The organism is Shewanella sp. Koi 1 (assembly GCF_052907445.1).
In genome coordinates, this window is the sequence record NZ_JBREJM010000001.1 from 1,307,161 (window position 1) to 1,332,466 (window position 25,306).

At 47.8% G+C, this 25,306-nt stretch carries 27 protein-coding genes; 24 read left to right on the plus strand and 3 right to left on the minus strand.

Annotation, left to right across the window (positions count from 1 at the left end; genetic code table 11):
* The 3 genes from ACUZ8J_RS05805 (at position 1) to oxyR (ending at position 2,610) form a co-directional block, all read left to right on the plus strand.
* A complete protein-coding gene (locus tag ACUZ8J_RS05805) occupies positions 1–930 on the plus strand; it encodes a TIGR01212 family radical SAM protein (protein ID WP_446693326.1) in 930 nt (309 codons plus the stop codon).
* 185 nt (positions 931–1,115) lie between these two features.
* Positions 1,116–1,481 (plus strand): Hpt domain-containing protein, encoded by a 366-nt coding sequence (locus ACUZ8J_RS05810; RefSeq protein WP_086903132.1) that lies wholly within the window; start codon positions 1,116–1,118, stop codon positions 1,479–1,481.
* A gap of 217 nt (positions 1,482–1,698) precedes the next feature.
* Positions 1,699–2,610 (plus strand): hydrogen peroxide-inducible genes transcriptional activator OxyR, encoded by a 912-nt coding sequence (gene oxyR, locus ACUZ8J_RS05815; RefSeq protein ID WP_086903133.1) that lies wholly within the window; start codon positions 1,699–1,701, stop codon positions 2,608–2,610.
* A gap of 24 nt (positions 2,611–2,634) precedes the next feature.
* Here oxyR and ACUZ8J_RS05820 read toward each other — a convergent pair whose 3' ends face one another.
* Positions 2,635–3,702, minus strand: coding sequence for an adenylate/guanylate cyclase domain-containing protein (locus tag ACUZ8J_RS05820; RefSeq protein ID WP_041412723.1), 1,068 nt, complete (start codon positions 3,700–3,702; stop codon positions 2,635–2,637).
* A 123-nt stretch (positions 3,703–3,825) separates the two neighbouring features.
* Positions 3,826–4,497 (minus strand): DNA mismatch repair endonuclease MutH, encoded by a 672-nt coding sequence (gene mutH / locus ACUZ8J_RS05825; protein WP_446693327.1) that lies wholly within the window; start codon positions 4,495–4,497, stop codon positions 3,826–3,828.
* 691 nt (positions 4,498–5,188) lie between these two features.
* On the opposite strand from mutH, the gene rppH reads away from it, so the two are divergent.
* The 10 genes from rppH (at position 5,189) to ACUZ8J_RS05875 (ending at position 13,908) form a co-directional block, all read left to right on the plus strand.
* Positions 5,189–5,713, plus strand: coding sequence for an RNA pyrophosphohydrolase (gene rppH, locus ACUZ8J_RS05830; protein ID WP_011623615.1), 525 nt, complete (start codon positions 5,189–5,191; stop codon positions 5,711–5,713).
* A 23-nt stretch (positions 5,714–5,736) separates the two neighbouring features.
* Positions 5,737–7,971, plus strand: a complete 2,235-nt coding sequence (gene ptsP, locus ACUZ8J_RS05835; RefSeq protein ID WP_446693328.1) for a phosphoenolpyruvate--protein phosphotransferase — start codon at positions 5,737–5,739, stop codon at positions 7,969–7,971.
* 58 nt (positions 7,972–8,029) lie between these two features.
* Complete coding sequence (locus ACUZ8J_RS05840; RefSeq protein WP_086903298.1) at positions 8,030–8,830, plus strand: sulfite exporter TauE/SafE family protein; 801 nt, start codon at positions 8,030–8,032, stop codon at positions 8,828–8,830.
* Positions 8,831–8,875: 45 nt separating this feature from the next.
* Positions 8,876–9,682, plus strand: coding sequence for a prolipoprotein diacylglyceryl transferase (gene lgt, locus ACUZ8J_RS05845; RefSeq protein ID WP_089067262.1), 807 nt, complete (start codon positions 8,876–8,878; stop codon positions 9,680–9,682).
* The gene (thyA, locus tag ACUZ8J_RS05850) at positions 9,682–10,476 is read left to right on the plus strand and encodes a thymidylate synthase (RefSeq protein WP_086903299.1); all 795 of its coding nucleotides are present in this window, start codon (positions 9,682–9,684) and stop codon (positions 10,474–10,476) included. The genes lgt and thyA overlap by 1 nt, the downstream gene beginning before the upstream one ends.
* Before the next feature lie 117 nt (positions 10,477–10,593).
* The gene (gene nhaA, locus ACUZ8J_RS05855; RefSeq protein WP_446693329.1) at positions 10,594–11,763 is read left to right on the plus strand and encodes a Na+/H+ antiporter NhaA; all 1,170 of its coding nucleotides are present in this window, start codon (positions 10,594–10,596) and stop codon (positions 11,761–11,763) included.
* A gap of 2 nt (positions 11,764–11,765) precedes the next feature.
* A complete protein-coding gene (locus ACUZ8J_RS05860; protein ID WP_086903301.1) occupies positions 11,766–12,152 on the plus strand; it encodes a hypothetical protein in 387 nt (128 codons plus the stop codon).
* A 95-nt stretch (positions 12,153–12,247) separates the two neighbouring features.
* Positions 12,248–13,156, plus strand: coding sequence for a transcriptional activator NhaR (nhaR, locus tag ACUZ8J_RS05865; protein ID WP_086903346.1), 909 nt, complete (start codon positions 12,248–12,250; stop codon positions 13,154–13,156).
* A gap of 82 nt (positions 13,157–13,238) precedes the next feature.
* A complete protein-coding gene (locus ACUZ8J_RS05870; protein ID WP_084294861.1) occupies positions 13,239–13,487 on the plus strand; it encodes an FAD assembly factor SdhE in 249 nt (82 codons plus the stop codon).
* Positions 13,468–13,908: a protein YgfX gene (locus ACUZ8J_RS05875; RefSeq protein ID WP_446693330.1), complete on the plus strand. Its 441-nt coding sequence runs from the start codon at positions 13,468–13,470 to the stop codon at positions 13,906–13,908. The genes ACUZ8J_RS05870 and ACUZ8J_RS05875 overlap by 20 nt, the downstream gene beginning before the upstream one ends.
* A gap of 89 nt (positions 13,909–13,997) precedes the next feature.
* Here the strand turns inward: ACUZ8J_RS05875 and nadB are convergent, their stop codons facing one another.
* A complete protein-coding gene (gene nadB / locus ACUZ8J_RS05880; protein WP_446693331.1) occupies positions 13,998–15,611 on the minus strand; it encodes an L-aspartate oxidase in 1,614 nt (537 codons plus the stop codon).
* Positions 15,612–15,800: 189 nt separating this feature from the next.
* Between nadB and rpoE the strand changes: the two genes are divergently transcribed.
* The 11 genes from rpoE to acpS all read left to right on the plus strand — a co-directional run bounded on the left by rpoE (position 15,801) and on the right by acpS (position 25,173).
* Positions 15,801–16,379, plus strand: a complete 579-nt coding sequence (rpoE, locus tag ACUZ8J_RS05885; protein ID WP_011623604.1) for an RNA polymerase sigma factor RpoE — start codon at positions 15,801–15,803, stop codon at positions 16,377–16,379.
* A gap of 26 nt (positions 16,380–16,405) precedes the next feature.
* Positions 16,406–17,029 (plus strand): sigma-E factor negative regulatory protein, encoded by a 624-nt coding sequence (locus tag ACUZ8J_RS05890; protein WP_088210499.1) that lies wholly within the window; start codon positions 16,406–16,408, stop codon positions 17,027–17,029.
* A gap of 12 nt (positions 17,030–17,041) precedes the next feature.
* A complete protein-coding gene (locus tag ACUZ8J_RS05895) occupies positions 17,042–17,974 on the plus strand; it encodes a MucB/RseB C-terminal domain-containing protein (protein WP_374917057.1) in 933 nt (310 codons plus the stop codon).
* A gap of 11 nt (positions 17,975–17,985) precedes the next feature.
* Positions 17,986–18,459: a SoxR reducing system RseC family protein gene (locus tag ACUZ8J_RS05900; protein WP_446693332.1), complete on the plus strand. Its 474-nt coding sequence runs from the start codon at positions 17,986–17,988 to the stop codon at positions 18,457–18,459.
* Positions 18,460–18,626: 167 nt separating this feature from the next.
* The gene (lepA, locus tag ACUZ8J_RS05905; RefSeq protein ID WP_011717874.1) at positions 18,627–20,417 is read left to right on the plus strand and encodes a translation elongation factor 4; all 1,791 of its coding nucleotides are present in this window, start codon (positions 18,627–18,629) and stop codon (positions 20,415–20,417) included.
* Positions 20,418–20,596: 179 nt separating this feature from the next.
* Complete coding sequence (gene lepB, locus ACUZ8J_RS05910) at positions 20,597–21,514, plus strand: signal peptidase I (protein WP_089067266.1); 918 nt, start codon at positions 20,597–20,599, stop codon at positions 21,512–21,514.
* Between the two features lies 1 nt (position 21,515).
* Positions 21,516–22,196 carry a ribonuclease III gene (rnc, locus tag ACUZ8J_RS05915; protein ID WP_011626882.1) on the plus strand — a complete coding sequence of 227 codons (681 nt, stop codon included), beginning with the start codon at positions 21,516–21,518 and terminating at the stop codon, positions 22,194–22,196.
* Positions 22,193–23,212 carry a GTPase Era gene (gene era, locus ACUZ8J_RS05920; protein WP_011623597.1) on the plus strand — a complete coding sequence of 340 codons (1,020 nt, stop codon included), beginning with the start codon at positions 22,193–22,195 and terminating at the stop codon, positions 23,210–23,212. The genes rnc and era overlap by 4 nt, the downstream gene beginning before the upstream one ends.
* A 49-nt stretch (positions 23,213–23,261) precedes the next feature.
* The gene (recO, locus tag ACUZ8J_RS05925) at positions 23,262–23,963 is read left to right on the plus strand and encodes a DNA repair protein RecO (protein ID WP_446693333.1); all 702 of its coding nucleotides are present in this window, start codon (positions 23,262–23,264) and stop codon (positions 23,961–23,963) included.
* A gap of 89 nt (positions 23,964–24,052) precedes the next feature.
* On the plus strand, positions 24,053–24,790 hold the full coding sequence (pdxJ, locus tag ACUZ8J_RS05930) for a pyridoxine 5'-phosphate synthase (RefSeq protein ID WP_133178708.1): 738 nt from the start codon (positions 24,053–24,055) through the stop codon (positions 24,788–24,790).
* Entirely contained in the window at positions 24,790–25,173 is a 384-nt protein-coding gene (gene acpS, locus ACUZ8J_RS05935) for a holo-ACP synthase (protein WP_011626879.1), read from the plus strand. The genes pdxJ and acpS overlap by 1 nt, the downstream gene beginning before the upstream one ends.
* Positions 25,174–25,306 lie beyond the last annotated feature (133 nt).

The window sequence follows — 25,306 nt, forward strand, 5'->3', positions numbered from 1 at the left end:
ATGGGGCTCGATGCATACGTAAACACATTCGGTGCCGTGTGTAAGGCTAAATACGGCGAGCGCTTACGCAAGCTGACTATCGATGCCAAATTCACTTGCCCTAACCGTGATGGCACTCTGGGACGTGCCGGTTGTACCTTTTGTAATGTGGCCTCCTTTAGTTATCAGCAGGCGGAAACGCTCAGCATTAGTGAGCAATTACAGCAGGGGAAAGCCCGTTATAAAGAGGCGAAACCTAAGCTGAACGCAGATAAATTTATCGCGTACTTTCAAGCCTATACGAGTACCTATGATGAGTATCAAGTGTTGATGGCTAAATACGATGAAGCGGTCAAGGACAGTGAGATTGTGGGCCTGTGTGTCGGCACTCGTCCCGACTGTGTGCCAGATAATGTGTTAGATTTATTAGCGAGTTATCAGCAAAAGGGCGTCGATGTCTGGTTGGAGCTTGGATTGCAAACCGCCAATGATAGCACCTTGCATAAGATTAACCGTGGGCACGACTTTGCCTGTTATTGCGATACAGTTGTACGGGCCAGAAGCCGAGGCTTAAAAGTTTGTACTCACCTTATCTTAGGCTTACCCGGTGAAACTCACCTCGATTATATGGCGACACTGCAAGCGGTTCTGGCGCAGGGCGTCGATGGCTTAAAGCTACATCCATTACATGTCGTCGAGGGCAGTACGATGGCGAAAGCTTGGCGTGCAGGACGTTTACCCTTGCTCAGTATTGAGGAGTATGCGGCTTGTGTCGGCGAACTGGTTCGGCATACACCGAAAGAGGTGATTTTTCATCGGGTGACCGCCTATGCGAAAAAACCGATACTACTCGCGCCTGATTGGTGCGGCTATCGTTGGAATGGGTTAGTGGCAATTGTTGAGGATCTTGCGCGTAAGGGTGGACAAGGCGCGGCATTAGCGCGACCATAATGACCATATTGCTTGAAGGGATTCAGTTGATCTCAATTTATCGCTGAGAGTGTTTGAAATAGTTGAAATTTTGTTAAATAAACCGTGATTTGACCACAAATGCTGCTATAAGTTGCACTGACAATTTTAGTGGGTATCATGTCATAAACGTGTTTTAAGCATTGGACTACTTAAGGGAGGCCTAGATGGCCACAGTTGAATTAGAAACAATCCTAGATCTCAATACGTTAGAACAGTATTGCAGTGCGATTGGTGCCGGAACTCTGCTAAAGAGTGTGGTCTTGTTTGAGCAATTAATGCCTGAGTATGTAGGGAATCTAGTCAAGGCTAACGAAGCTGCCGATAAGGACACTTTATGCTCCGAGGCCCATAAATTTAAAGGTGCGGCGGGCTCAGTCGGTTTAAAACGTATTCAGCAAATTGCCCAGTTACTCCAACATGGTGAAGAAGCGCGTTGGGAAGCTGAGCATGGAACGTGGGTCGCGCAAATTGTTGAATTTGCAAGTGCCGATCTCCAGCAGTTAAAGCAATTCCTACAGGCTAAAGCTTAGTTTGTCGCCTAGAGGTGCAGCGCGATGTTGCACCTCCAAGTCTTATCTCCTGTGTTTATTCCATCCGTTTGTACGCTGTAAGTGCTCTCTTACCTTTTCCTTTGATTGAAAATCGATTTTGCTCACACTATTGAGCAATTCAGCCGCGTTTTAGTTGATAACTTATGCTAGAGTTGATTAAATTTATTAATTCATAACCTTAGTGGCAATCGATTAAATGAAAAATTTACCTAGCCTTAAGAATTTATTCTATTTGGTGAATCTTCACCAAGAGCAGAATTTTAACCGCGCCGCTAAGGTGTGTTTTGTGAGCCAATCAACGCTGTCGAGCGGGATCCAGAATCTTGAAGAACAGCTTGGCCATCAATTAATTGAACGTGATCATAAATCCTTTATGTTCACCGCTATTGGCGAAGAAGTGGTGCAGCGTTCCCGCAAAATACTCACGGATGTGGATGATTTAGTCGAACTGGTTAAAAACCAGGGTGAACCAATGACTGGTGATATCCGCTTAGGCTGTATTCCAACGATTGCACCATTTTTATTAAGCCGCGTGGTTAAGCAATGTCAGCAAGCTTATCCGGCGATGAGTTTATTACTCAAAGAGGATACTACTGAGCGTTTGCTCGATGCCTTAGGCAAAGGGGAATTGGATTTACTGATCCTCGCCTTACCCGTGGATACCAGTGGTTACCACAGCATGAAAGTCGGGATAGACCCCTTTAAGATGGTGATCCATAAAGATTTAGTGGGTGGCATTCATCAACCTATCGATTATCAGACCTTGCCCGATGAGAGTATCTTCCTGCTGCAGAGTGAACACTGTATTACAGGGCATGCTATTACCGCTTGTCAGTTAGGTGACAGCGCTAAGGTGAATCCCTTTGCTGCAACCAGTCTGCATACTTTAGTACAAATGGTGGATAGTAAGCTGGGCACAACCTTCTTGCCGCAAATGGCGATTGATGCTGGCATCTTAAATGATACCGATCTGGTGGTGATGACTCCGCCAGGTGAAGCGCCTTACCGTGATATCGGCTTAGTTTGGCGACAAACAACCAGCCGGATTTTGACCTTCCGTACCTTAGGTTTGCTTATTCAAAAGCTGTTAACCAAAGAAATGGAATAATCGCTGTAAGTTAAAGCTAGAATATTAGAGAGGGGAAACACCAAACACTTCAATCGAGTGTTGTTTCCCCTTTAATTTGACTGGACCCAAATTAGTTAAGCGGTATTCGCTATTGGGATTGTCGAGTCGACCCGCCAACGCACCTGAGATCAACATGCGTTGCCCCAGTGGATTACACTGATCTTGAAGTCTAGCTAAGGTATTTAGCACATCACTAAAGAAGCTAATTTCTTGTTTTTGCACACCAACCACAGCAGCAACCACTTGTCCACAGTGGGCCGCAGCCTTAAATTTGGGCACAAAACCATAGTGCTCTTCAAAGTAACGTCGCTGCCAATTTAACTGCTGGCTAAATTCAAAATAGATATTCATGCAGCGGTCGTGCACCACGCCTTCTTCTAACGGCCAGTGGATCAATACGGCATCACCCATATAACGGTAAATTTCGGCTTCGTTATTAGTCACAGTATCGGATAACAGGCTAAAGCTGTCTTGAATGAGACGGCTAAAACGGTAATCCCCGAGGGATTCGGCGTGGGTTGTCGAGGCAACCATATCTAAATAAAGGAATAAACGCTGTTCGTACCTAGGTTTATGGTATTTACCTAAACCAATATTGAGCAGAATACGCGGCCCAACTAAGAGTGCCATTTGTTCGACAAAGGCTAAGCTGACCCGAACAACCACTAAATAGACGATGAGCGCTTGGAAGGACGGACTATAGAGAATATGCGCCGTGAGCATTTGCCTTAGGGTCGACATATGATTTTCAATGGCCCACATATTCAAGAACTGGGTCATATAGGCTAAGGTCGTCGCCCCGAGTAGCAGGAACAAACCTTTAAAAATCACTGAGAAAACATAGGGAAGACGATTGATGGCGCTGAAGTCGGCGATCAGGTTCGACATCCAATGTAGGCTGCCAAAAATGATGCCCATGTAGACGGCAAGCGTCGCGAGATCGGCCGAACCGACAGCCCATTGTGGTAACTCTGGCGACTGTGCATATCGGAAAAACACGAACGCAGCCATGGCTATCGCCCAAGCTAATATCGCAAAAAGAAGTTTTTTCGCTTGTCTACGTGCTCTCACAACGGGTTTTGTATCCGAATACGACCATATATTTCAGGATGCCGTAGTTTATAGAAAATCATCACTAGAGTGCCAGCGATATTTGTGATCTGGATCAATCCAACGCTATATAGCTACGAAAATTTAACCAAATACCTTATTTAATAGCATGGCGGTAAAAGCGGTCTTTAAATAGAAACCCCGTGGATTGGTCATTTTCAGGCTACCGTCCTCGGCAATGCTCTGGGTCCGCGCCTTACTGTTGGCGGCTTTAGGGCGCAGTTGCAACACTTCGCCATGCCTTGCGGTGAGTTTTTCCACTTTACCTAAGGCGATAAGTTCCATTATCTCCTCCCAATCCTGTTGCAGTAACCTTTGCTCTTGGAGATCGGGTTCCCACAATATGGGGGTGCCGACTCGACGATCTCCCACAGGAATATGCCGCTCGCCCTCAACGGGTACCCAGAGCACACGCTGTAACTTGTGACACACTAAGCTGTCTTGCCAAGTTAAGCCTTTGATATTGGTTAGCGGCGCCACACACACATAGGTGGTTTCCAGTGGTTTGCCTTTGCTATCGATGGGAATGGTTTTTAGCTCAACGCCGAGGTGGAGAAAATCCTGCTCGGGCTTTGAGCCGGCAGTTGCTCCTAACTCCATTTCAATGAGTTGTCCGACCCAGCCCTTATCTCGTTTCAGATCCTTAGGCACAGTAATCCCTCGGTGGGCTGCAATTTGGGCCAAAGAGATGCCGGCCATCATATTGGCACGTTCGAGCAGTTCGCTCAGATTTTGAGGAGGGATTATTGGTTTCATAGGGCGAATTTTACTGGAAAATAGGTGCTTAGCAACAGAGGTTAAAAATTAAGCACTCAAAAAAGGATAAGATTGTACTCACAGATAAATCTGTAAGTGCATGATTTTAATGCTAGTTGTCAGTTTGCATTCCAATACCTGCGAAAGTGTTCAAAGTTACTCTCGGTTTTCCCTTGCGTTTCTCACATATTTATCCACAGATATTATGGATAACTCACAATGCAGTGGGCTTTAACCGAATAAAAATCGTGAGTCAATGGCTAAAAGGGGCATTTTTCCACGGGAGTGTGGGTAATTTTGGGTGAGCTCTGTGTATAACATTTAGGTGTAACTCGGATGAAATCGGATAACTCGCATTAGGTTAAAAAGTGAGCTTTTTAGTTTTTAAGTCACATATTCTTACGCTGGTTAAATGTAACCTTATGATTTTATATTTTTTATTTTATTTAAATAAGCAGGCTGTCATGAACGATATTTGATGTTTTTTGAACGATATACCTAGTTTACCTTAGTTTCAAACAGAGATATCCACAGAAAATGTGGATATCCCCAAGGTTGAAACCCTTGGATTGTTGATAAAGTAGTAAGTTGAGGGTATTTATCCAAAAAATAGCTGTAAATAGAGGTTTGCTGAGAGACTGGCTTTGTGAAACAATCGGTTTATTAAAAGTTATCCTTATTTGGAGTCCATGTGATTGATAGCGACGGCTTTCGCGCAAATGTGGGCATAATAATTTGTAATAGATACGGCCAAGTCATGTGGGCCAGACGATTCGGACAACATTCATGGCAATTTCCTCAGGGCGGCGTCGATGATGGTGAGACGGCCGAAGAGGCGATGTACCGTGAATTGTATGAGGAAGTAGGCTTAAGACCTGAGCATGTCACTATATTAACCTCGACCCGTTCTTGGTTGAGATATCGTTTACCTAAACGTTTAGTGAGGCAGGACAGCAAGCCTGTGTGTATCGGCCAAAAACAAAAATGGTTTCTGTTGCAACTCAAAAGCCAAGATAGTGCGATTAATTTAAGTTCTTCAGGCCACCCTGAGTTTGACGATTGGCGTTGGGTAAGTTATTGGTATCCTGTGCGGCAAGTTGTCTCATTTAAGCGTGATGTTTATCGTAAGGTCATGAAAGAATTTGCGGTAACGGCATTGTCATTCCAAACCCAGGAAATTCCGAGGAAGCGGGTAAGACAAAGAACAACGGGCTGATTTTCAAAAGAGGATTGAAAACAGTGTTAAATACGCTCAGGGATATTACTCAAGCTGTGGCGTCCGCCCACAGCTTAGAAACCGCATTAGAAGTCCTAGTTTCATCGACCAAAGCGGCGATGGAAACCCAATGTTGCTCGGTCTACATCTTAGATCAGCAAGAACTCGTATTATCAGCCACCGATGGCCTCGAAAAGAGTGCCGTTGGGCGCGTGCGTATGCCGTTAACCCAAGGCTTGGTTGGTTTGGCTGCTGAACGCGAAGAAGCCGTAAACCTCGCCGATGCGCGTTTGCATCCACGCTTTAAACTCTTCCCCGAAGTCGCTGAAGAAGAATACCGTGCCTTTTTAGCCGTTCCCATTATTTATCAAAAAGCCGTAGTTGGCGTGATTGTGGTGCAGCAGGCCAGCGCGCGGCAGTTTAGCGAAGGGGAAGAAGCCTTCTTAATGACCTTGGCCGCGCAGCTCGCGATGGCTATTCGAGGATTAAAGCAAAAGGCACAGGTCAGTTCGCTGCATCAACAGATTTTATTCCAGGGTACCTCAGCATCTAGCGGTATCGCCATTGCCCATGCCTTAGTGCTCGGTGGCGAAATCTCCCTCGAACAGCCCGATGTGCGCTGCGAGGATATTGCTCTCGAATCCAGCCGACTAGTAGCGGCGATGGGGCGTTGTAAGGAGGCAATCGGCGCCTTATCTCAACGTTTCGACCGTGAGCAGGATGAAGAAGTAGCCTCGATATTCAATGCCTTGCAGCTGCTGCTCGATGATGCCAGCCTAGGGGGGGAATATGCCCGTGAAGTGCAGCAGGGATGGGAAGCCGAATCGGCGGTCAGCCGAGTTTCGTTGCGTTATATTCAACAGTTTTTAGCGATGGAAGATCCCTACCTGAAGGAGCGGGCGAGCGATATTCGTGACCTTGGGCAAAAGGTATTAAGGCAGTTAATCGAACCCGAGCGTTTAGAGCTTGAGCCCGATAAGCCGGTGATTCTCGTTACCCGTGAAGCGGATGCAACATTGCTGGCGGAATTCCCTCGACAAAAATTAGCCGGTATTGTCACTGAACTGGGGGGCGTTAACTCCCATGCGGCCATTTTAGCGCGCGCACTAGGCGTGCCCGCCATTACCGGCGTTGAGCAATTGTTGTCGGCCGATATTGACCAGAAGTTATTAGTGGTCAATGCCAGCCGTGGGCAATTGATGGTGTCGCCATCGCCCGCCATTGTAAGCGAATATCGCAGTTTGATTTCGGCGCAAAAGGCGTTGCAACGCCAATACGCGCAGGAGTTAGCCCTGCCGTCTGTCATGCTCGATGGTACGCGTATTCGTTTGTATCTTAACGCTGGGTTACTCAGTGGCGTTGCCTCTGAAATCGCCGAAGGCGCCGATGGTATCGGGCTCTATCGCACCGAAATTCCCTTTATGCTGCAGCAGCGTTTTCCGAGTGAGTCCGAGCAGGTAAAAGTTTATCAACAGGTATTATCGGCGGCATCGGGGCGTCCTGTGGTGATGCGTACCTTAGACGTGGGGGGCGATAAGCCGCTGCCTTATTTCCCGATCAAAGAAGATAACCCCTTCCTCGGCTGGCGTGGTATCCGCTTATCATTGGATCATCCCGAGCTGTTCCTCGTACAGCTAAGAGCGATGTTGCAAGCAGGCGGAGAGGGCAGGCAGCTCAGTATTTTACTTCCCATGGTCAGTAATTTAGATGAAATTGATCAATCCTTGGCCTATCTAGAGCAGGCCTATGTTGAACTCAAGAACGATGTGAACAGCCAGATTGAAATGCCGCGCATTGGCATTATGCTCGAAGTTCCTGCGCTGTTATATCAGTTAGATGAAGTCGCAAAACGCGTCGATTTTGTGTCGGTCGGCAGTAACGATTTGACCCAATATTTACTCGCAGTAGATCGTAACAACCCAAGGGTGAGTTCCCTGTTTGATAGTTATCATCCAGGCATTCTTCGGGCGCTGCACCAGGCTCGGCTCGATTGTGACTACCATGAACTCGATATTAGTATCTGTGGCGAGCTGGCGGGGGAACCCATGGGGGCGATTCTGTTGGTGGCGATGGGATATCAGCATTTGAGTATGAACCAAGGCAGTTTAGCGCGGATAAATTACCTGCTGCGCCGTGTGTCTCGCGCCGATTTGACGCAACTCTTGTCGCAGGCTTTGAGCCTATCAAATGGTTTCCAAGTGCGTGAGTTGGTTAAAGAATATTTAACACAGCAGGGATTGGCCACAATTCTTAATTAACTAATCGCGCCTTTTGCTTTAAGCTAAGGCTTCACTTAATCACGCTGTAGGTACCCGTGTGGATAGTTTGCTGTCGGTGTTCTTTATTTGCTTGGCTTTAGGCGCATTTGTCGGTTTTATGGCGGGGTTATTGGGCATCGGTGGTGGCTTAATTGTCGTGCCCGCACTGCTTTATATCTTACCTTCTGTCGGTATCACTTCGGCTCAGTTACCCCATATTGCGATTGCCACATCCCTTGCGGCGATTATTTTAACCTCGATTTCTTCTGCAAGAGCGCACCATAAACGCGGTAATGTGCCCTGGGGATTGTTTCGAACCATGTTCCCGGGGATTATTCTCGGCGCCTTGATGTCCGGCTTTATTGCCGAACAAATCCCTGCGGCGACCCTCAGACAAGGGTTTGCGGTATTTGTGATGTTAATGGCGATTCAAATGGCTTATCCCTTTAAAACCGAATCGAACCGAGAACTGCCAAACTCGATGATTTTGTTTGTGGTGGCCGTGATTGTGGCCGCGATTGCAGGATTAATGGGGATTGGCGGCGGCGTCTTGTTAGTGCCGTTTTTAACCTATTTTGGTTTGCAGATGCGCCTAGCGGTGGGATTTTCCGCCGCGACTGGATTATTAATCTCCTTGTCGGGCAGCTTAGGGTATATAATCGCGGGCTTTAACGCGCCGGATCTCCCCGAGGGAACCTTAGGGTATATCTATTTACCAGCGCTATTTGGCTTAATAATAACCTCAATTTTAATGGCTCCAGTAGGCGTTAAGGCGGCAAGCACTTGGCCTACCTCGGTCCTTAAAAAAATATTTGCACTTTTACTCCTGTGTGTCGGTCTCAAATTAATTCTGAGCTGATTTTTAGTGTTTAGCCCTCGATTTGAGGCTGTTGATGGATAAGTTATGGCATTGAATTTTCCCAATATCGATCCTGTGATCGTGAAGTTTGGTCCCTTTGATATTTTTGGACAAACCTTTGAACCCGCCCTGCGTTGGTATGGATTTACTTACTTAGTTGGCTTTGTCGCCGCCATGTGGTTACTCAATCGCCAGGCCGACCGCTCCAATGGTTTATGGTCAAGAGAACAGGTTTCCGATTTACTGTTTTATGGCTTTTTAGGGGTGATTTTAGGTGGCCGCATCGGCTACGTGCTCTTCTATCATTTCGATTATTTCCTCGCTAGCCCAATGTATTTGTTTAAGATCTCAGAAGGCGGCATGTCCTTCCACGGCGGTCTGATGGGGGTAATTACCGCCATGATTTATATCGCCTGGAAGCAAAAGCGTACCTTCTTTGCGGTCGCAGATATGGTGGCACCTGTTGTACCTATTGGCTTAGGTGCGGGCCGTATCGGTAACTTTATCAATGGTGAGTTATGGGGCCGAGTCACCGATGTCCCTTGGGCCATGGTGTTCCCAAGTGGTGGACCAGAACCTCGTCATCCATCACAACTCTATCAATTCGCCCTTGAAGGGGTCGCCTTATTCCTGCTCCTCTATTGGTTCAGTAAACGAACGAAGAAAGTCGGCGCCGTGTCGGGCATGTTCTTACTCGGATACGGGATTTTCCGTATGATTGTTGAAACCGTAAGACAACCCGATGCGCAGTTAGGTCTCTACTGGGGCTTTATGACGATGGGGCAAATCTTATCTGTGCCGATGGTCCTCTTCGGTTTATATCTCATTCTTCGTCCAGAGGGTAAGCAGTAATGCAACAGTATTTAGACTTGATGAAGCACATCTTAGCCGAAGGTGTGGATAAATCAGACCGCACCGGTACCGGCACTCGCTCGGTGTTTGGCTATCAAATGCGTTTCGATTTGAGTAAGGGCTTCCCCTTAGTGACCACCAAGAAGTGCCATATGCGCTCGATTATTCATGAGCTATTGTGGTTCCTGAAGGGCGATACCAATATTGCTTATCTGCGTGAGAATAAAGTCAGTATTTGGGACGAATGGGCCGATGAAAACGGCGATTTAGGCCCTGTCTATGGCGCGCAGTGGCGCAGCTGGCCGACCCAAAGTGGCGATGCTATCGACCAAATCGCTCAGGTGATCGCACAAATCAAATCTCAACCCGATTCCCGTCGTTTGATTGTTTCGGCTTGGAACGTGGGTGAACTGGATAAAATGGCGTTGGCACCTTGCCATGCCTTTTTCCAATTCTATGTTGCCGATGGCAAATTATCCTGTCAGCTGTACCAGCGTAGCTGTGATGTGTTCTTAGGCTTACCTTTCAATATCGCTAGTTATGCGCTGCTGACCATGATGGTGGCACAGCAATGTGATTTAGCTTTGGGTGACTTTGTGTGGACGGGCGGCGATACCCACTTGTATTCCAACCATATGGAACAAACGGCGTTGCAGTTAAGCCGCGAGCCAAGACCGTTACCCACCATGACGATCCTGCGTAAACCCGCTTCTATTTTCGATTATCAATTCGAAGATTTCGAGCTAACTCACTACGATCCACACCCGCATATCAAAGCGCCTGTCGCCGTTTAACGGCGAAATAATCGACTAATACCTCGGAATTGCCGAGGTATTTTGTCGAAACTATCGATTATACTTGTCAATTTTCTTCGTCTACACTCATTTCATTATGATTTTTTGGAGTGCAAGATGGAAAAAGCAATTAGAAATTTTCTGAGCCAGGAATCGGCTGGCGGCATCCTGTTATTGGTTGCTGTTGTCTTAGCCATGCTCATGGCCAATTCTCCTCTAGCGGGACTCTATCAAGGTTTTCTCGGAACTGAAGTACAAGTGCGTGTCGGCGCGCTCGATCTGCATAAGCCGCTGTTGCTGTGGATTAACGATGGCCTGATGGCATTGTTTTTCTTACTGATTGGCTTAGAGGTAAAGCGTGAACTGTTAGAAGGCGCCTTATCCAGTGTGACCCAGGCTTCACTGCCAACCTTTGCCGCGATTGGTGGTATGTTAGTTCCAGCAGGCATTTATCTGCTATTTAACTATGGCGATCCTGTGACTCAAGCGGGTTGGGCCATTCCTGCGGCCACCGATATTGCGTTTGCGTTAGGTATCATGGCGCTGCTAGGTAGCCGCGTGCCAGTGGCATTGAAGGTTTTCCTGTTGGCGCTCGCTATCATCGATGACTTAGGCGTGATTGTGATTATTGCGCTCTTCTACAGCAGCGATCTCTCAACCATTAGCTTAGTGATTGCCAGCATTGCGATTGTCGGTTTAGTCGCCTTAAACCGTAAAGGTGTGACCGCGTTAGCACCCTATGGCGTGTTGGGACTCGTACTGTGGGTCGCGGTATTAAAGTCTGGCGTCCACGCGACTTTGGCTGGTGTGATCATTGCCTTCTGTATCCCACTGCGGGCAAAAGATGGCAGTTCACCCTCTGAGCATTTAGAGCATAGCCTGCACCCTTGGAGCACCTTCCTTATCCTGCCAGTCTTTGCCTTTGCGAATGCGGGTGTGGCTTTAGGTAACATGAGTTTGGATACCCTGATTTCCCCTGTTCCAGTCGGGATTGCATTGGGACTCATGTTAGGTAAGCCGATTGGTGTAATGTTGTTTAGTTATGTGGCCGTCAAACTGAAATTGGCGCAATTACCCGATGGGATTGGTTGGAAGCAGATTGCGCCTGTGGCGGCAATGTGTGGTATTGGTTTTACGATGTCGATGTTTATTGCTTCGCTGGCATTTGAGCAAGCAGACCCTATGTACGGCGACTTAGCGCGCCTTGGCACCTTGATAGGCTCAATTCTGGCGGCCTTGATCGGGTATTTCTGGTTATCAAAAGTGTTACCTAAAAAAGGAGTATAACTATGATAAATATGAAATTAGTAGGAGTGGCAGCACTGTTAACACTTTCTTCAAGCGCAATGGCTTCGCAGATTGATGCCTGTAACAAGGATGTCGCATCACAAACCTGTCAAAGCTACCTTGAGGGCATAGTCGATGGCGCGTTAATGTTTAAGTCTGAGGCATTAGGCGCAAGGCTTGAAACCAATGGCTATGAGTCTAGAGCGCTCAAGTACCGCGGTGGTAAACGTTTCCAAGAGGCGAATCGCACTTATTGCGCTAACCGTATTCCGGATAGAGACAGCTTAGTCTCGGGTGTAACGGAAGCGGTTAGCACGGGCACCGCAGCCGATTTAGAACAGTTGCAGGGAATTGTGGTTAACTTATTGGATTGTCAGCGTTTAAAATAGCGCTATCGACTCATCATTTGTTAAGCTGAGTCACTGCGATCCGACATGCCGCAGCCCTTGAGGCTGCGGTATCCATCATAGGAAGCTCATTGGCGATGCTGCATCTTAATTACAACCATCTTTATTATTTCTGGATGATCAAGAAGAAGGGCTCTGTGGCCAAGGCGGCCGAAGCCCTTTGTCTGACGCCTCAAACCATCACGGGGCAAATTCGCGCCCTTGAAGATCGTCTTAACGGCAGCCTATTCAAACGTGTCGGACGCAATTTAGAGGCGACAGAGCTCGGTGAGTTGGTATTTCGCTACGCCGATAAGATGTTTTCCCTCAGTTATGAGATGCTCGATTTACTCAACTATCAAAAAGATGATGCCATTTTATTTGAAGTGGGTATTGCCGATGCCTTGTCTAAAGCCTTGGCGAGTCGCGTATTACTTTCTGTGGTGCCCAATGACGGCTCTATGCATCTTGCTTGTTATGAAGCGACCCACGAAAGTTTAATGACTCGTTTACGCGAGCATAAACTGGATATGATCCTCTCGGACTGTGCAGGTGAGTCATTGAAATATCCTGAGATTTTATCGAAAAAACTGGGTGAGTGTGGCGTGAGCTTTTTCTCCGCCGAAACCTACAGCGCCGATTTCCCGGCTTGTTTAGAACAAGCACAATTGCTGATCCCCGGCCGTAGAACATCGCTTGGGCAACAATTATACCGTTGGTTCGATGAGCAAAATCTAAAGGTCAGTATCCTAGGTGAGTTTGACGATGCGGCGATGATGAAGGCCTTTGGCTACCTGAAGCGCGGGATCTTCGTCACACCGTCGGTTTATCCTCAAGAGGTGATTTCCCATGGCATGCATCTCCTAGGTGAAACCTTAGATGTTAAGGAAGAATACCATGTGATGTTTGCCGAGCGGATGATCCAACATCCCGCGGTGAAACGTTTATTAGAGACGGATTTCAGTGATTTATTTGCCGGATTAGACAGCCAAGTTCAGCGCTGTTAAACCGAGTTTCAATACGGCTTGCATCGACACTCTACGGCGTGAACTGGTAGACTAAGGCGAAATTAGTTTTGGGAGAATTAACTTGGAGTTAATGAACATTGCACGGGTCCGTTGGGCATGTCGCCGCGGAATGCTCGAATTGGACGTCTTGTTCCAGCCTTTCGTCGAAAATGTTTATCAGGATTTGTCGGATGACGACAAGGCCCTGTTTATTCGTTTACTCGAGTGTGAAGACCCTGAATTATTTGCATGGTTTATGGGTCATGAAGCCTGTCCCGATGCAGAGCTTGCCCGCATGGTAGTGCAAGTCCGTGGCAGAGCGGCGCCATAGTTTTAGCGTAAAAGCCTCTCGCGACCAGCGACTCTCGTTGGTCGTTTTTGTTTGTGTCTGCAGTACCTCTTTACTTATTTGGCCTGAAACGGATGTCGTATTTTGGCGTGTGCTTAAGTTGGTCTTCGCCGTTTTAATCTTCGGATTCTTGGGCTATCAGTTATGGCGACTGAGAAGCTGGCATTGCCGTTTCGAGCTTAATGGAAAAGGGGAAGGCTGGCTCTCGACGGGGGAGACGTTTCATGTGCTCCCCAGAACTTGGGTAACGCCTTTTATCTGCTTGGTTTATTATCAGTCCGCCGATAAGTTGCATCTCTTGCCCCTTTGGGCCGATATGTTTAGCGATACGGATTACCGCCACTTATGCCGACTATTACTTAAGGTTAAAACTCAAGTGACGAGCCAGCGCGAATCTCTTTAATCCATATCTAACATGTTTCCTTAACCTAAATAAAACGGGCTAAATCTGAGTCGATTTAGCCCGTTAAACGTGTCACTTAAGCAACTCGGTTATTTTTCAGGTTGCAGAATCGTTGGTTGCGGTGAGTCAACTTTCTCTGGATGGTCGATATTGTAGTGCAGACCACGGCTCTCTTTACGATCCATAGCACAGCGGATAATCAGCTCCGCCACTTGCACTAAGTTACGCAGTTCCAGCAGGTTATTACTGACTCTGAAGTTGCTGTAATACTCTTGGATTTCCTGTTGCAACATCAGGCAGCGGCGCAATGCACGCTCCAAGCGTTTATCCGAGCGGACAATCCCCACATAGTCCCACATGAAGAGGCGCAGTTCATGCCAGTTGTGGGCAATCACCACTTCTTCATCGGAGTTGGACACTTTACTCTCGTCCCACGCCGGAATTTGCCCCGGTAATGGAATTTTGTGCATTTGGCTCTCAATATCCTGCGATGCGGCGCGGGCAAATACCAAGCACTCGAGCAGTGAGTTACTCGCCAAGCGGTTTGCACCATGTAAGCCGGTATAAGCGACTTCGCCGATGGCGTAGAGGCCGTTGAGGTCGGTTTGGCCGTGCAAGTCCGTCATTACACCACCACAGGTATAGTGGGCGGCAGGCACCACAGGAATGGCATCCTTGGTGATATCAATACCCAGTTCTAAACAGCGACTGTAAATTGTTGGGAAGTGCTTGATGGTAAAGTCGCTGTCTTTATGGCTGATGTCTAAGTAGACGCAATCGGCGCCTAAACGTTTCATCTCATAGTCGATGGCGCGGGCCACGATATCGCGGGGCGCGAGTTCGGCGCGCTCATCAAAGTCAGGCATGAAGCGACTGCCATCGGGGCGACGTAAATAAGCTCCTTCACCGCGCAGGGCTTCGGTCAGTAGGAAGTTACGCGCATCGGCATGGTAAAGGCAGGTCGGATGGAATTGATTAAATTCCATATTGGCCACACGGCAACCTGCGCGCCACGCCATGGCAATACCATCACCACTCGCCACATCGGGGTTTGAAGTGTATTGGTAGACCTTAGAGCTACCGCCCGTGGCTAATGCGACAAATTTTGCCTTAATGGTTTCGACCTGCTCGGCGTTACGGTTCCACACATAAGCGCCTAACACGCGATTGCCTGGGCGATTTAATTTACGGGTGGTGATGAGGTCGATGGCGTTGTAACGTTCTAAAACTTGAATATTGGGGTGGGCGAGGGCGCGTTCTTGTAGCGTGGTTTGCACTTCTTTGCCCGTTGCATCGGCGGCATGCAGAATGCGTCTATGGCTGTGGCCGCCTTCGCGGGTCAAATGATAAGGTGCCTCTTTGGCATTATCGCCAGCGGTTTCTTCTTTATCGAATGCCACGCCACATTCAATTAACCATTGCATGGCGCTCTTGGCGTTTTCAGCGGTAAAAGTTACCACTTCTTTATCGCACAAGCCGGCACCGGCCACTAACGTATCGGCCACATGGGATTCGATGGTGTCACTTTCATCGAACACGGAGGCGATACCGCCTTGGGCGTAGTATGTCGACCCTTCCGAGAGTGGGCCTTTTGAGAGCAGAATTACGTTTGCTTTTTCAGCAAGATGCAAAGCTAGTGTCAGACCTGCGGCACCGCTACCTATGACTAATATGTCAGATTGGTGTTCAACTACTTGTTTCATCGGGTATCATGCTATGACTGAGAGTGCCATCTATGGTAAACCAACTCACCGATTATGGGTACTTTCCTTTTAACCTTACTTTTTTTGTATAATTCTTAGAACTTTTTCAAAGCACGCTAGTCTACATAAGTGAATATGATTCGAGCGACTGAGAAATCAGCATTTTAGATTTGGGAGAAGTCGGCTCGGATGAGTGGACAAATAAGTGATCAACAATTAGTTGAGCGCGTACAACGGGGAGATAAAAACGCTTTTAACCTGTTGGTGCTTAAATATCAGAGTAAAGTAGTGAGCTTGATTTCACGCTATGTGCGTAACCAAGCCGACGTTACCGATGTGGCACAGGAAGCGTTTATCAAAGCTTATCGAGCTTTGCCAAACTTTCGCGGAGAAAGTGCGTTTTATACCTGGTTGTACCGCATAGCCGTAAACACGGCTAAGAATTATCTCGTGTCACAGGGGCGCAGAGCGCCTGCAAATGATGTGGATGCCGAGGATGCCGAATACTACGAAGGCAGCGATGCGCTAAAGGAGTTTGCCTCCCCAGAGCGACTAATGTTATCGGACGAAATCAAAAAAGTGGTTTTCGAGACATTAGAAACCTTGCCGGAAGAATTACGTATGGCGATTTCGCTACGTGAACTCGATGGGATGAGTTACGAGGATATTGCCATCATCATGGATTGCCCTGTGGGGACAGTAAGATCTCGTATCTTCCGCGCCCGTGAAGCAATCGATAAAAAACTCCAGCCATTACTGGAAGAGTAACACCCTTAAATTTAGACAGGTGAACAATGGATAAATTAGGTCAAGAATGGGTATCTGCCGCTGTCGATGGAGAGACAGATCTGCAGACTATGGCAGAACTTGCTGCCGATACGCATTCACATAATAAATGGCGTAACTATCATGTGATAGGTGATGCTATGCGGGGTGAATTGCCCCAAGCTATGGCGTTAGACCTTTCCGCCAGTATTGCAGCTGCAATCGAACTTGAGCCTGCCATTGTCTCGCCTCAAGTGAGCGCACCTGAAGTTACAGCGGCTCCACAGCAAGTCGCCGTCAATGCAGGCCAAAGCCGCGTTGTGCCCTTATTCAAACAGTTTGGTCAGTATGCGATTGCCGCAACTGTGGCCATGTTCGCCATCGTAGGCGTACAGAACTTTAACCAAACAGCTGATGATGCCGCGTCGCCATCGCCTGTGCTCATTACCCGTCCCCTGGTTGGTAGTGCATCGCCAGTGAGCTTACAGACAGGTCCAGTGCAGCAAAATCAGAGCTACACTAATGACCAAATGAATGAGCAACGTCGCCGAATTAACACTTATATTCAGGACCATATGTTGCAACAACGATTGAATACGGGTGCCGTTGTAGAAGACAATAGCGAGGTTATCCCCGTTCCTGTCAATCAGTAGTAAGGAGTTAGCTTGCGTCTAATCCTGTTGGCTTTGTTAGCCTTGGTATTCCCTGCAGTGGCGCAGGAAGATATGCCTGCCAAAGTCTGGCTTGAGAAAATGAGCCTGGCTTTAAAAGAGAAAGAGTTTAAAGCATCGATTATACAACTTCAGGCCGACCATATTCGGCCTTTGGTTTATCTTCACGGTAAGGTGAATAATCAAGAAGTTGCGTTTCTTGAGTACCTCAATGGCCCGCCAAAAAATGCGGTCAGAGTGGGCAATCGAGTCACCTTTATCGAACACGATCAACCCGCCTATAGCATCCTTTCTAATCATATTCAGGGCGTATGGCCTGCGGCTTTTTCGTCAAAGATGAGTGATTTAGAAGTGGGTTATCAGTTTGTACTCGGTGGTCGTACGCGTATTGCGGGACGTCCCGGTCAAATGATCCGTTTACTGCCAAATGATGAGTACCGTTACGGTTTCCAAATTTGGCTGGATATGGACACCTATCTGCCCCTCAGATACGACATGCTGACTCAAGATAAACAATTACTTGAACAGCTGATGGTGATTGAGCTTATTGAGTTAAATGAGCCGCCATCGATTTTACAGGAAGCCTATAAGCAAGAATGGCCAGCGGTTATCGATCAGGCTGAACGCCAAGATGGACAAAATTGGCAGTTTTCTTGGTTACCAGCAGGATTTAGCGTTGTGGTGCGTGATCACCACCGTTTGATTGGCAGTCACGAGGCGGTTGAATATATTGCCTTAACCGATGGCTTAGCCAGTATTTCTGTCTATGTCGCGCGAGCAGGTTCCACGCCATTACCCGAAGAGTTAATCACTCGTAATGGCTTGTCTTTGGTATCTGAAAAAGTGGGTAATGCTGAAGTAGTTGCCGTGGGTAAAGTGCCGACTGAAACCTTGGCCCGTATCGCAAAAAGTCTGATGTTAGAATAAGGCCTCTTATTATGATGGAAGAAGTGGCGCGGGTTGTCGCCTGCGATAATCAGGGTTGGCTGACCGTCGAGGTAGAGCTTAAAAGTACTTGCAAGAGCTGCAGCAGTAGCGAGTCTTGTGGTACGTCGGCGGTAGCTCAGGCTTTTTCGGCAAAGACTCAACAATTCTCCATTCAAAGTGAACGAAACTGCGAGGTTGGCGAACTGCTCAAGCTCGGTTTGCCTGAGAGCGTGATCCTGAAAGCGGCGGCCTTAGTTTATTTGATGCCGCTGCTTGGTTTATTTGCTGGCGCGGTATTTGGCCAGTTTTTCGCAGGTTTGTTGGAAATCAATTCGGATCTCAGTGCGATAGCCTTTGCTGCCTTAGGTGCGTTAGCCGCTTGGTTCTTTGGAAAGCACAAGGCAAAACAACTCGAAGTCGATTCGCAACCTGTCATTTTGGCTTATTTAGGCTCAGGGATCAGTTTAGAAAAATTACCCGTTTAATTTCATATTGTTATTGATTTTAATCTGGCAATAAACTTCCTCTGAGAGCCACATTTTCCGACTTAAAGAGAAGGATGAGTGAATCTGATTGGTATTGAAACCGCAATCAGGTACAATTTCGCACCTTTGAACCGTATCCATTTTTCAGTATTAGTCATAGCAGCATAATGAAACACATTAGAAACTTCTCAATTATTGCCCATATCGACCATGGTAAATCGACGCTATCAGATCGTCTTATTCAGGTTTGTGGCGGGTTAAGCGACCGTGAAATGGATGCGCAAGTTCTTGATTCTATGGATCTAGAGCGTGAGCGCGGTATCACGATTAAGGCCCAGAGCGTCACGTTGGAATACAAAGCCAAAAATGGCGAAACTTACCAACTTAACTTTATTGATACCCCTGGCCACGTTGACTTTTCCTATGAAGTATCTCGTTCATTAGCCGCCTGTGAGGGCGCGCTGCTCGTGGTGGATGCGGGTCAAGGCGTTGAAGCTCAAACGCTCGCGAACTGTTACACCGCGCTGGATATGAATCTGGACGTAGTTCCTATCCTAAACAAAATCGACTTACCTCAAGCCGATCCTGAACGCGTAGCCGCTGAGATTGAAGACATAGTGGGTATCGATGCGATGAACGCTGTGCGTTGCTCGGCCAAAACCGGTGTGGGTATTGACGAAGTATTAGAAGTCATCGTTGATCAAATTCCGCCGCCAGAAGGCGACCCAGAGGCGCCGCTACAAGCGCTGATCATCGACTCTTGGTTTGATAGCTACTTAGGCGTTGTTTCTCTCGTACGTATTAAAAACGGCGTGCTGAAGAAAGGTGACAAGTTTAAGGTGATGTCTACCGGACAAAACCACACCGCAGACCGCGTGGGTATTTTCACACCTAAACAAACCGATAAAACCGAGCTGAAAACCGGTGAAGTAGGTTTCGTTATCGCGGGTATTAAAGAAATTCACGGCGCACCAGTGGGTGATACCTTGACACTGGCTAAGCATGGCGCTGAAAAGCCATTACCCGGCTTTAAGAAAGTGAAGCCTCAGGTTTACGCCGGTGTGTTCCCAATTTCGACCGATGAATATGAAAACTTCCGCGATGCGCTGAACAAACTCAGCCTCAACGATGCGTCATTGTTCTTCGAACCTGAAAGTTCATCAGCCCTAGGTTTTGGTTTCCGTATTGGCTATTTAGGCCTGCTCCACATGGAAATCATTCAAGAGCGTTTAGAGCGTGAATACGATCTTGACCTTATCACGACTGCACCTACCGTAGTGTATGAGGTGCTGTTGACCAGTGGTGAAACCATCTATGTTGATAACCCAGCAGACTTGCCAGCGATTAACAACATCGAAGAGATGCGTGAGCCTATCGTTGAAGCTAACATTCTGGTGCCAAAAGAATACTTAGGTAACGTGATTACCCTGTGTATCGAAAAACGTGGTACCCAAGTGAACATGGTTTACCACGGTAATCAAGTGGCCGTGACTTACCACCTGCCAATGGCAGAAGTGGTGATGGACTTCTTCGACCGCTTAAAATCGACCAGCCGTGGTTATGCATCGTTAGAATACAACTTCATCCGCTTCGATCCTGCGGACATGGTGCGCTTAGACATTCTGATCAACGGCGACCGCGTAGACGCATTGGCGATGATTATTCACCGTTCAAACATTCGTCACCGTGGTTTAGCGCTCGTTGAGAAGATGAAGGAGCTGATCCCACGTCAGATGTTTGATATCGCGATTCAAGCCGCTGTTGGCAGCCAAATTATTGCCCGTTCTACCGTAAAAGCACTACGTAAAGACGTAACGGCGAAGTGTTACGGTGGTGACGTTTCCCGTAAGAAGAAACTCTTGAATAAACAAAAAGAGGGTAAGAAACGGATGAAACAAGTGGGTAACGTTGAGGTGCCGCAAGAGGCGTTCTTAGCGGTACTTAAGCTAAACGAGTAACACTCGATATAACACAATTTAGCTATTATTGCGCCGCAGTTTGCGGCGCTTTACTTAGCTTATCGTATGTTTTGTGGTGTTTTTTTAGAAATACGGTAAGTTAACTAAAGTTCGCGAGTCGAAATACAATAGTCGCTGAGTTTGGATCTTTACATTTCAAGGCAGGAGTTCAATAAGCAATGGCAGCCTATTTTTCCATTATTTTAGTGCTAGTCACCCTGATTTCAGGGCTGATCTGGTTAATCGATGTGCTGGTATTTGCGCCTAAACGCCGCGAAAGCTTAGCCTTAGCCAAGGCTTCGCAGGCTAATTTAACCGAGGAAGCCGAATATAACATCATCCGCGAACCCACAGTGGTTGAAACCGCGCATTCCATCTTCCCTGTGATTGCCTTCGTGTTGATCCTGCGCTCGTTTATTTACGAACCATTCCAAATTCCCTCAGGCTCTATGATGCCAACCCTGTTAGTGGGTGACTTTATTCTGGTGGAAAAGTTTAGCTATGGCCTTAAAGATCCCGTATGGCGCACTAAACTGATTGAAACGGGCGAGCCGAAACGTGGCGATGTGATTGTGTTTAAATACCCTGAGAACCCTCAGATTGACTACATCAAGCGCGTGGTGGGTTTACCGGGCGACAGGATTATTTACCGCAACAAGCAGTTGATGATCCAAAAAGCCTGTGGCGCAGAGCAAACTAATTGCCCAGAGCCGGAACTGGTGGCGCGTACCGAAATCAGCCGTGGTGATTTCAGCCAAGATGGTGTGCCATTAATTCGTTTTAAAGAACAACTCGGTGAAGTGGCCCACGATATTTTAATCAATCCAAGCCGCCCCGATATGCTGGGATACTTCAAGCGTGAAGCTAACTTACCCGCGGGTGAGTTCCTTGTACCAGAAGGTCATTATTTTGCGATGGGTGACAACCGCGATAACAGTACCGACAGCCGTTTCTGGGGCTTTGTCCCAGAAGAGAATCTTGTCGGTAAAGCGGTCGCTATCTGGATTAGTTTTGAGTTTGACCGTTCTAAAGCCGATTTCCTGCCAACTTGGGTGCCAAGTGGGGTACGTTTTGAACGAGTAGGTGGAATTCACTAGTATGGAACCGATTAAAAATTTGCCACGTTTGTGTCGTACTTTGGGTTATGAGTTCAAGAACCTTGAGCTTCTCACCCAAGCGTTGACCCACAGAAGTGCGGCAAATAAGCACAACGAGCGGTTAGAGTTTTTAGGCGATTCGATTTTATCTATTGTGATTTCTGACGCCTTATACCATCAGTTTCCTAAGGCGACTGAGGGTGACCTGAGCCGGATGCGTGCCACCTTAGTGCGTGGCGATACGCTCACCTTGATTGCTAAGGCCTTTAAGCTTGGGGATTATCTATTCTTAGGCCCCGGCGAGTTAAAGAGCGGTGGTTTTAGACGTGAGTCTATCTTGGCCGATGCGGTCGAGGCGATTATCGGCGCAATCTATTTAGATTCCGATCTCGAAGTGTGCCGTAAGCTATTACTGCATTGGTACGCCGAGCGTTTGGCCGAGATCCAACCGGGCGTGAATCAAAAAGACGCTAAAACCTTACTGCAAGAATATTTACAAGGGCTAAAGAAGCCGCTACCCGATTACCAAGTAATCAATATAGAAGGCGATGCCCACGATCAAACATTCACCGTTGAATGTCGTATAGATGACTTGAGCGAAAGCGTGATTGGCGTAGCGAGTTCGCGCCGCAAAGCCGAGCAGATTGCCGCGGCTCAAGTATTGGAGTTACTGAAGAAATGACCAAAAAAACAGACTTGCCAGCTGTCGATGCCGCTAACGCGAGCAATGAGCCGAGCTTAGATGAATTACTGGCAAGGATGAATGCAGCGAGCGCGGCGGCGCCGTCTGTTCACTATGATGTGACCTACTGTGGCATGGTGGCCATTATTGGACGCCCTAACGTGGGGAAATCGACCCTGCTGAACCGTTTGCTTGGGCAAAAGATCAGTATTACCTCGAAAAAGCCGCAAACGACGCGTCATCGCATCATGGGTATCCATACCGATGGTCCACGCCAAATCGTGTTTATCGACACGCCTGGTCTGCATATTGAAGAGCAGCGTGCAATTAACCGTCTGATGAACCGCGCGGCGGCGAGCTCGCTTGCCGATGTGTCTATGGTGATTTTTGTGGTCGATGGTATGACATGGACCGCCGATGATGAGATGGTGTTAAGCAAACTTCGCCGTGGCGGTGAAGAGCGTAAAACCGTTTTAGCCATCAACAAAGTTGATAATATCAAAGACAAAGAAGCCCTTTTCCCTTATTTGGAAGAAGTGGCCAAGAAGTATCCCTTCGATGAGATCCTGCCGATTTCAGCCAGCAAGGGCACCAACGTTAAGCGCATTTTAGAGATGGCGGCGGAGTCTCTGCCCGAAAATCCCTTCTTCTTCCCAGAAGATTATGTGACCGACCGTTCGCAACGTTTTATGGCTTCTGAAATTGTCCGTGAAAAACTGATGCGCTTTTTAGGTGATGAATTACCCTATGATGCGACGGTTGAAATCGAGCAGTTTAAGATGATGGAAAACGGCGTTTATCAAATCAACGCCCTGATCTTGGTCGAGCGCGAAGGCCAAAAGCGGATGGTGATTGGTAGCAAAGGTGAGCGCATTCGTACCATCGCGACCCAAGCGCGCCTCGATATGGAAACCTTGTTTGATAACAAAGTGTTCCTCGAGGTGTGGGTGAAGGTCAAATCCGGTTGGGCCGATGATGAACGCGCCCTGCGAAGCTTAGGTTACGGTGACGATTAATCGTTACTGATAATAGGCCGAGCCTGACCATGAACGAGCGCGCAGACCGATGAAACGGGGCTATGTTTTGCATCATCGCCCTTACCGGGAGTCTAGCGCGCTGGTCAATCTCTTGGTTGACGGTATTGGTCGTGTCGATGCCGTCGCGCGAGTTGGGAGCGGTAAACGCTCCATCAAAAGTATCCTCCAACCCTTTCAACCGCTGATTTTTGAATTTAGCGGTAAGTCTGAACTCAAAAACATCAGCCAAATTGAAGCGGCCGCGCCAGCCGTGCCTTTATCGGGTTATAGCCTGTATGCTGGCATGTATATCAATGAATTGCTGATGCGTATTCTGTCGGTTCACCATAATGCCGAGGCGTTATTTCTCATCTACCACCAAGCCTTAGTAGGACTTGCGGCGCAGTTTTGTGAATCGAAGCTACGGTACCTTGAGCTGGCGCTCTTGCGGGAGCTTGGGGCTATGCCATCCCTTATTCGCGATACCCAGGGCGAACCGCTGATCCCTGAACATTACTATCAGCTTGTGCCAGAACTGGGTTTTCAATTTGTGTTGAACAGTAGAGCAAAGCATACCTATCAAGGTGCGATGTTAACCGCGCTTAACGATAATCAATTGTTGCAAGAGCAGTTTTTAGAGGCTAAACGGTTGATGCGCTCTATGCTGCAACCCCTGCTCGGAAACAAGCCGCTGGTGAGCAGGCAGTTGTTTATTCAAGCGGCAGCCTCTAACAGAGATGGGAATAATTAGCCCTAGCTCCTGTTTTTTACTGTCTGTCCCAGTACAATAGGGCGCAAATCAGCGTTAATTCTAGCCTTACAAACATAAAGGAGTTCCCGATGAGCCGTATCTTATTGGGTGTTAATATCGACCATATTGCGACCCTGCGTCAGGCTCGTGGCACCAGTTATCCTGATCCTGTCCATGCGGCGGCGGTTGCCGAGCATGCGGGAGCCGACGGTATCACGATTCATTTACGGGAAGACAGACGTCATATTATCGACCGCGATGTGTATCTGCTGGCAAAAACCTTAAAGACGCGGATGAACTTTGAGTGTGCAGTGACTGAAGAAATGCTCAACATCGCCTGCGAAGTCAAACCAACTTACGTTTGCCTAGTCCCTGAAAAGCGCCAAGAAGTGACGACTGAGGGCGGTTTAGATGTGGCTGGTCAATTAGATAAAATCACTGCCGCGGTAAGCCGTTTAGCCGCCAATGGTATTCAGGTGTCACTGTTTATTGATGCCGATAAGACGCAAATCGATGCCGCAGTCGCCTCTGGCGCGCCACTTATCGAAATCCATACCGGTTGCTATGCCGACGCTAAAACAGCTGAGGAAGAGGCCAAAGAACTTGCGCGTATCAGCGAAATGGCGAAATACGCCCACGGTAAGGGCTTAGTCGTGAATGCGGGCCACGGGCTGCATTATCACAATGTTAAGCCTATTGCGGCGATCCCTGAGCTGTATGAACTCAACATTGGTCATGCTATTGTCGCGCGTGCGGCCATTGATGGCTTAGCGACAGCGGTTAAAGACATGAAAGCACTGATGTTAGAAGGTCGTCGAGGCGAATAATGGCAATCGTTGGGCTTGGCACTGACATAGTTGAAATCGAGCGTATCACGGCCCATGTGGCACGTTCCGGCGATAAGCTGGCTAAACGTGTACTCACGGAGGCTGAGTTCGAAATCTATCAACAACATAGCCAACCGAGCCGTTATTTGGCGAAACGTTTTGCCGCCAAAGAAGCTGCAGCAAAAGCCCTGGGGACGGGGATTGGTCGAGGGGTATCTTTTCAGCATATCCATATTGGGAATACGCCCGATGGTGCGCCGACGATTGATTTTACACAAGGGGCGCAGCAGCGCTTAGCTTTGCTTAACGGCGTGGTGGGACACATTTCAATCGCCGATGAAAAATCCTACGCCATTGCGACGGTTATCCTCGAATCGCGCTAGTTTCTAACCCATTAGCACAAAGGGAGCCTTAGCTCCCTTTTTTATTGCGTAAAATGCGTGGCAACATTTTTGTTACTTTTTTCTGTTCAGTTTCGCATTTTTGGGCTAGGTTAGGTCAAAAGTGGTATCTAGA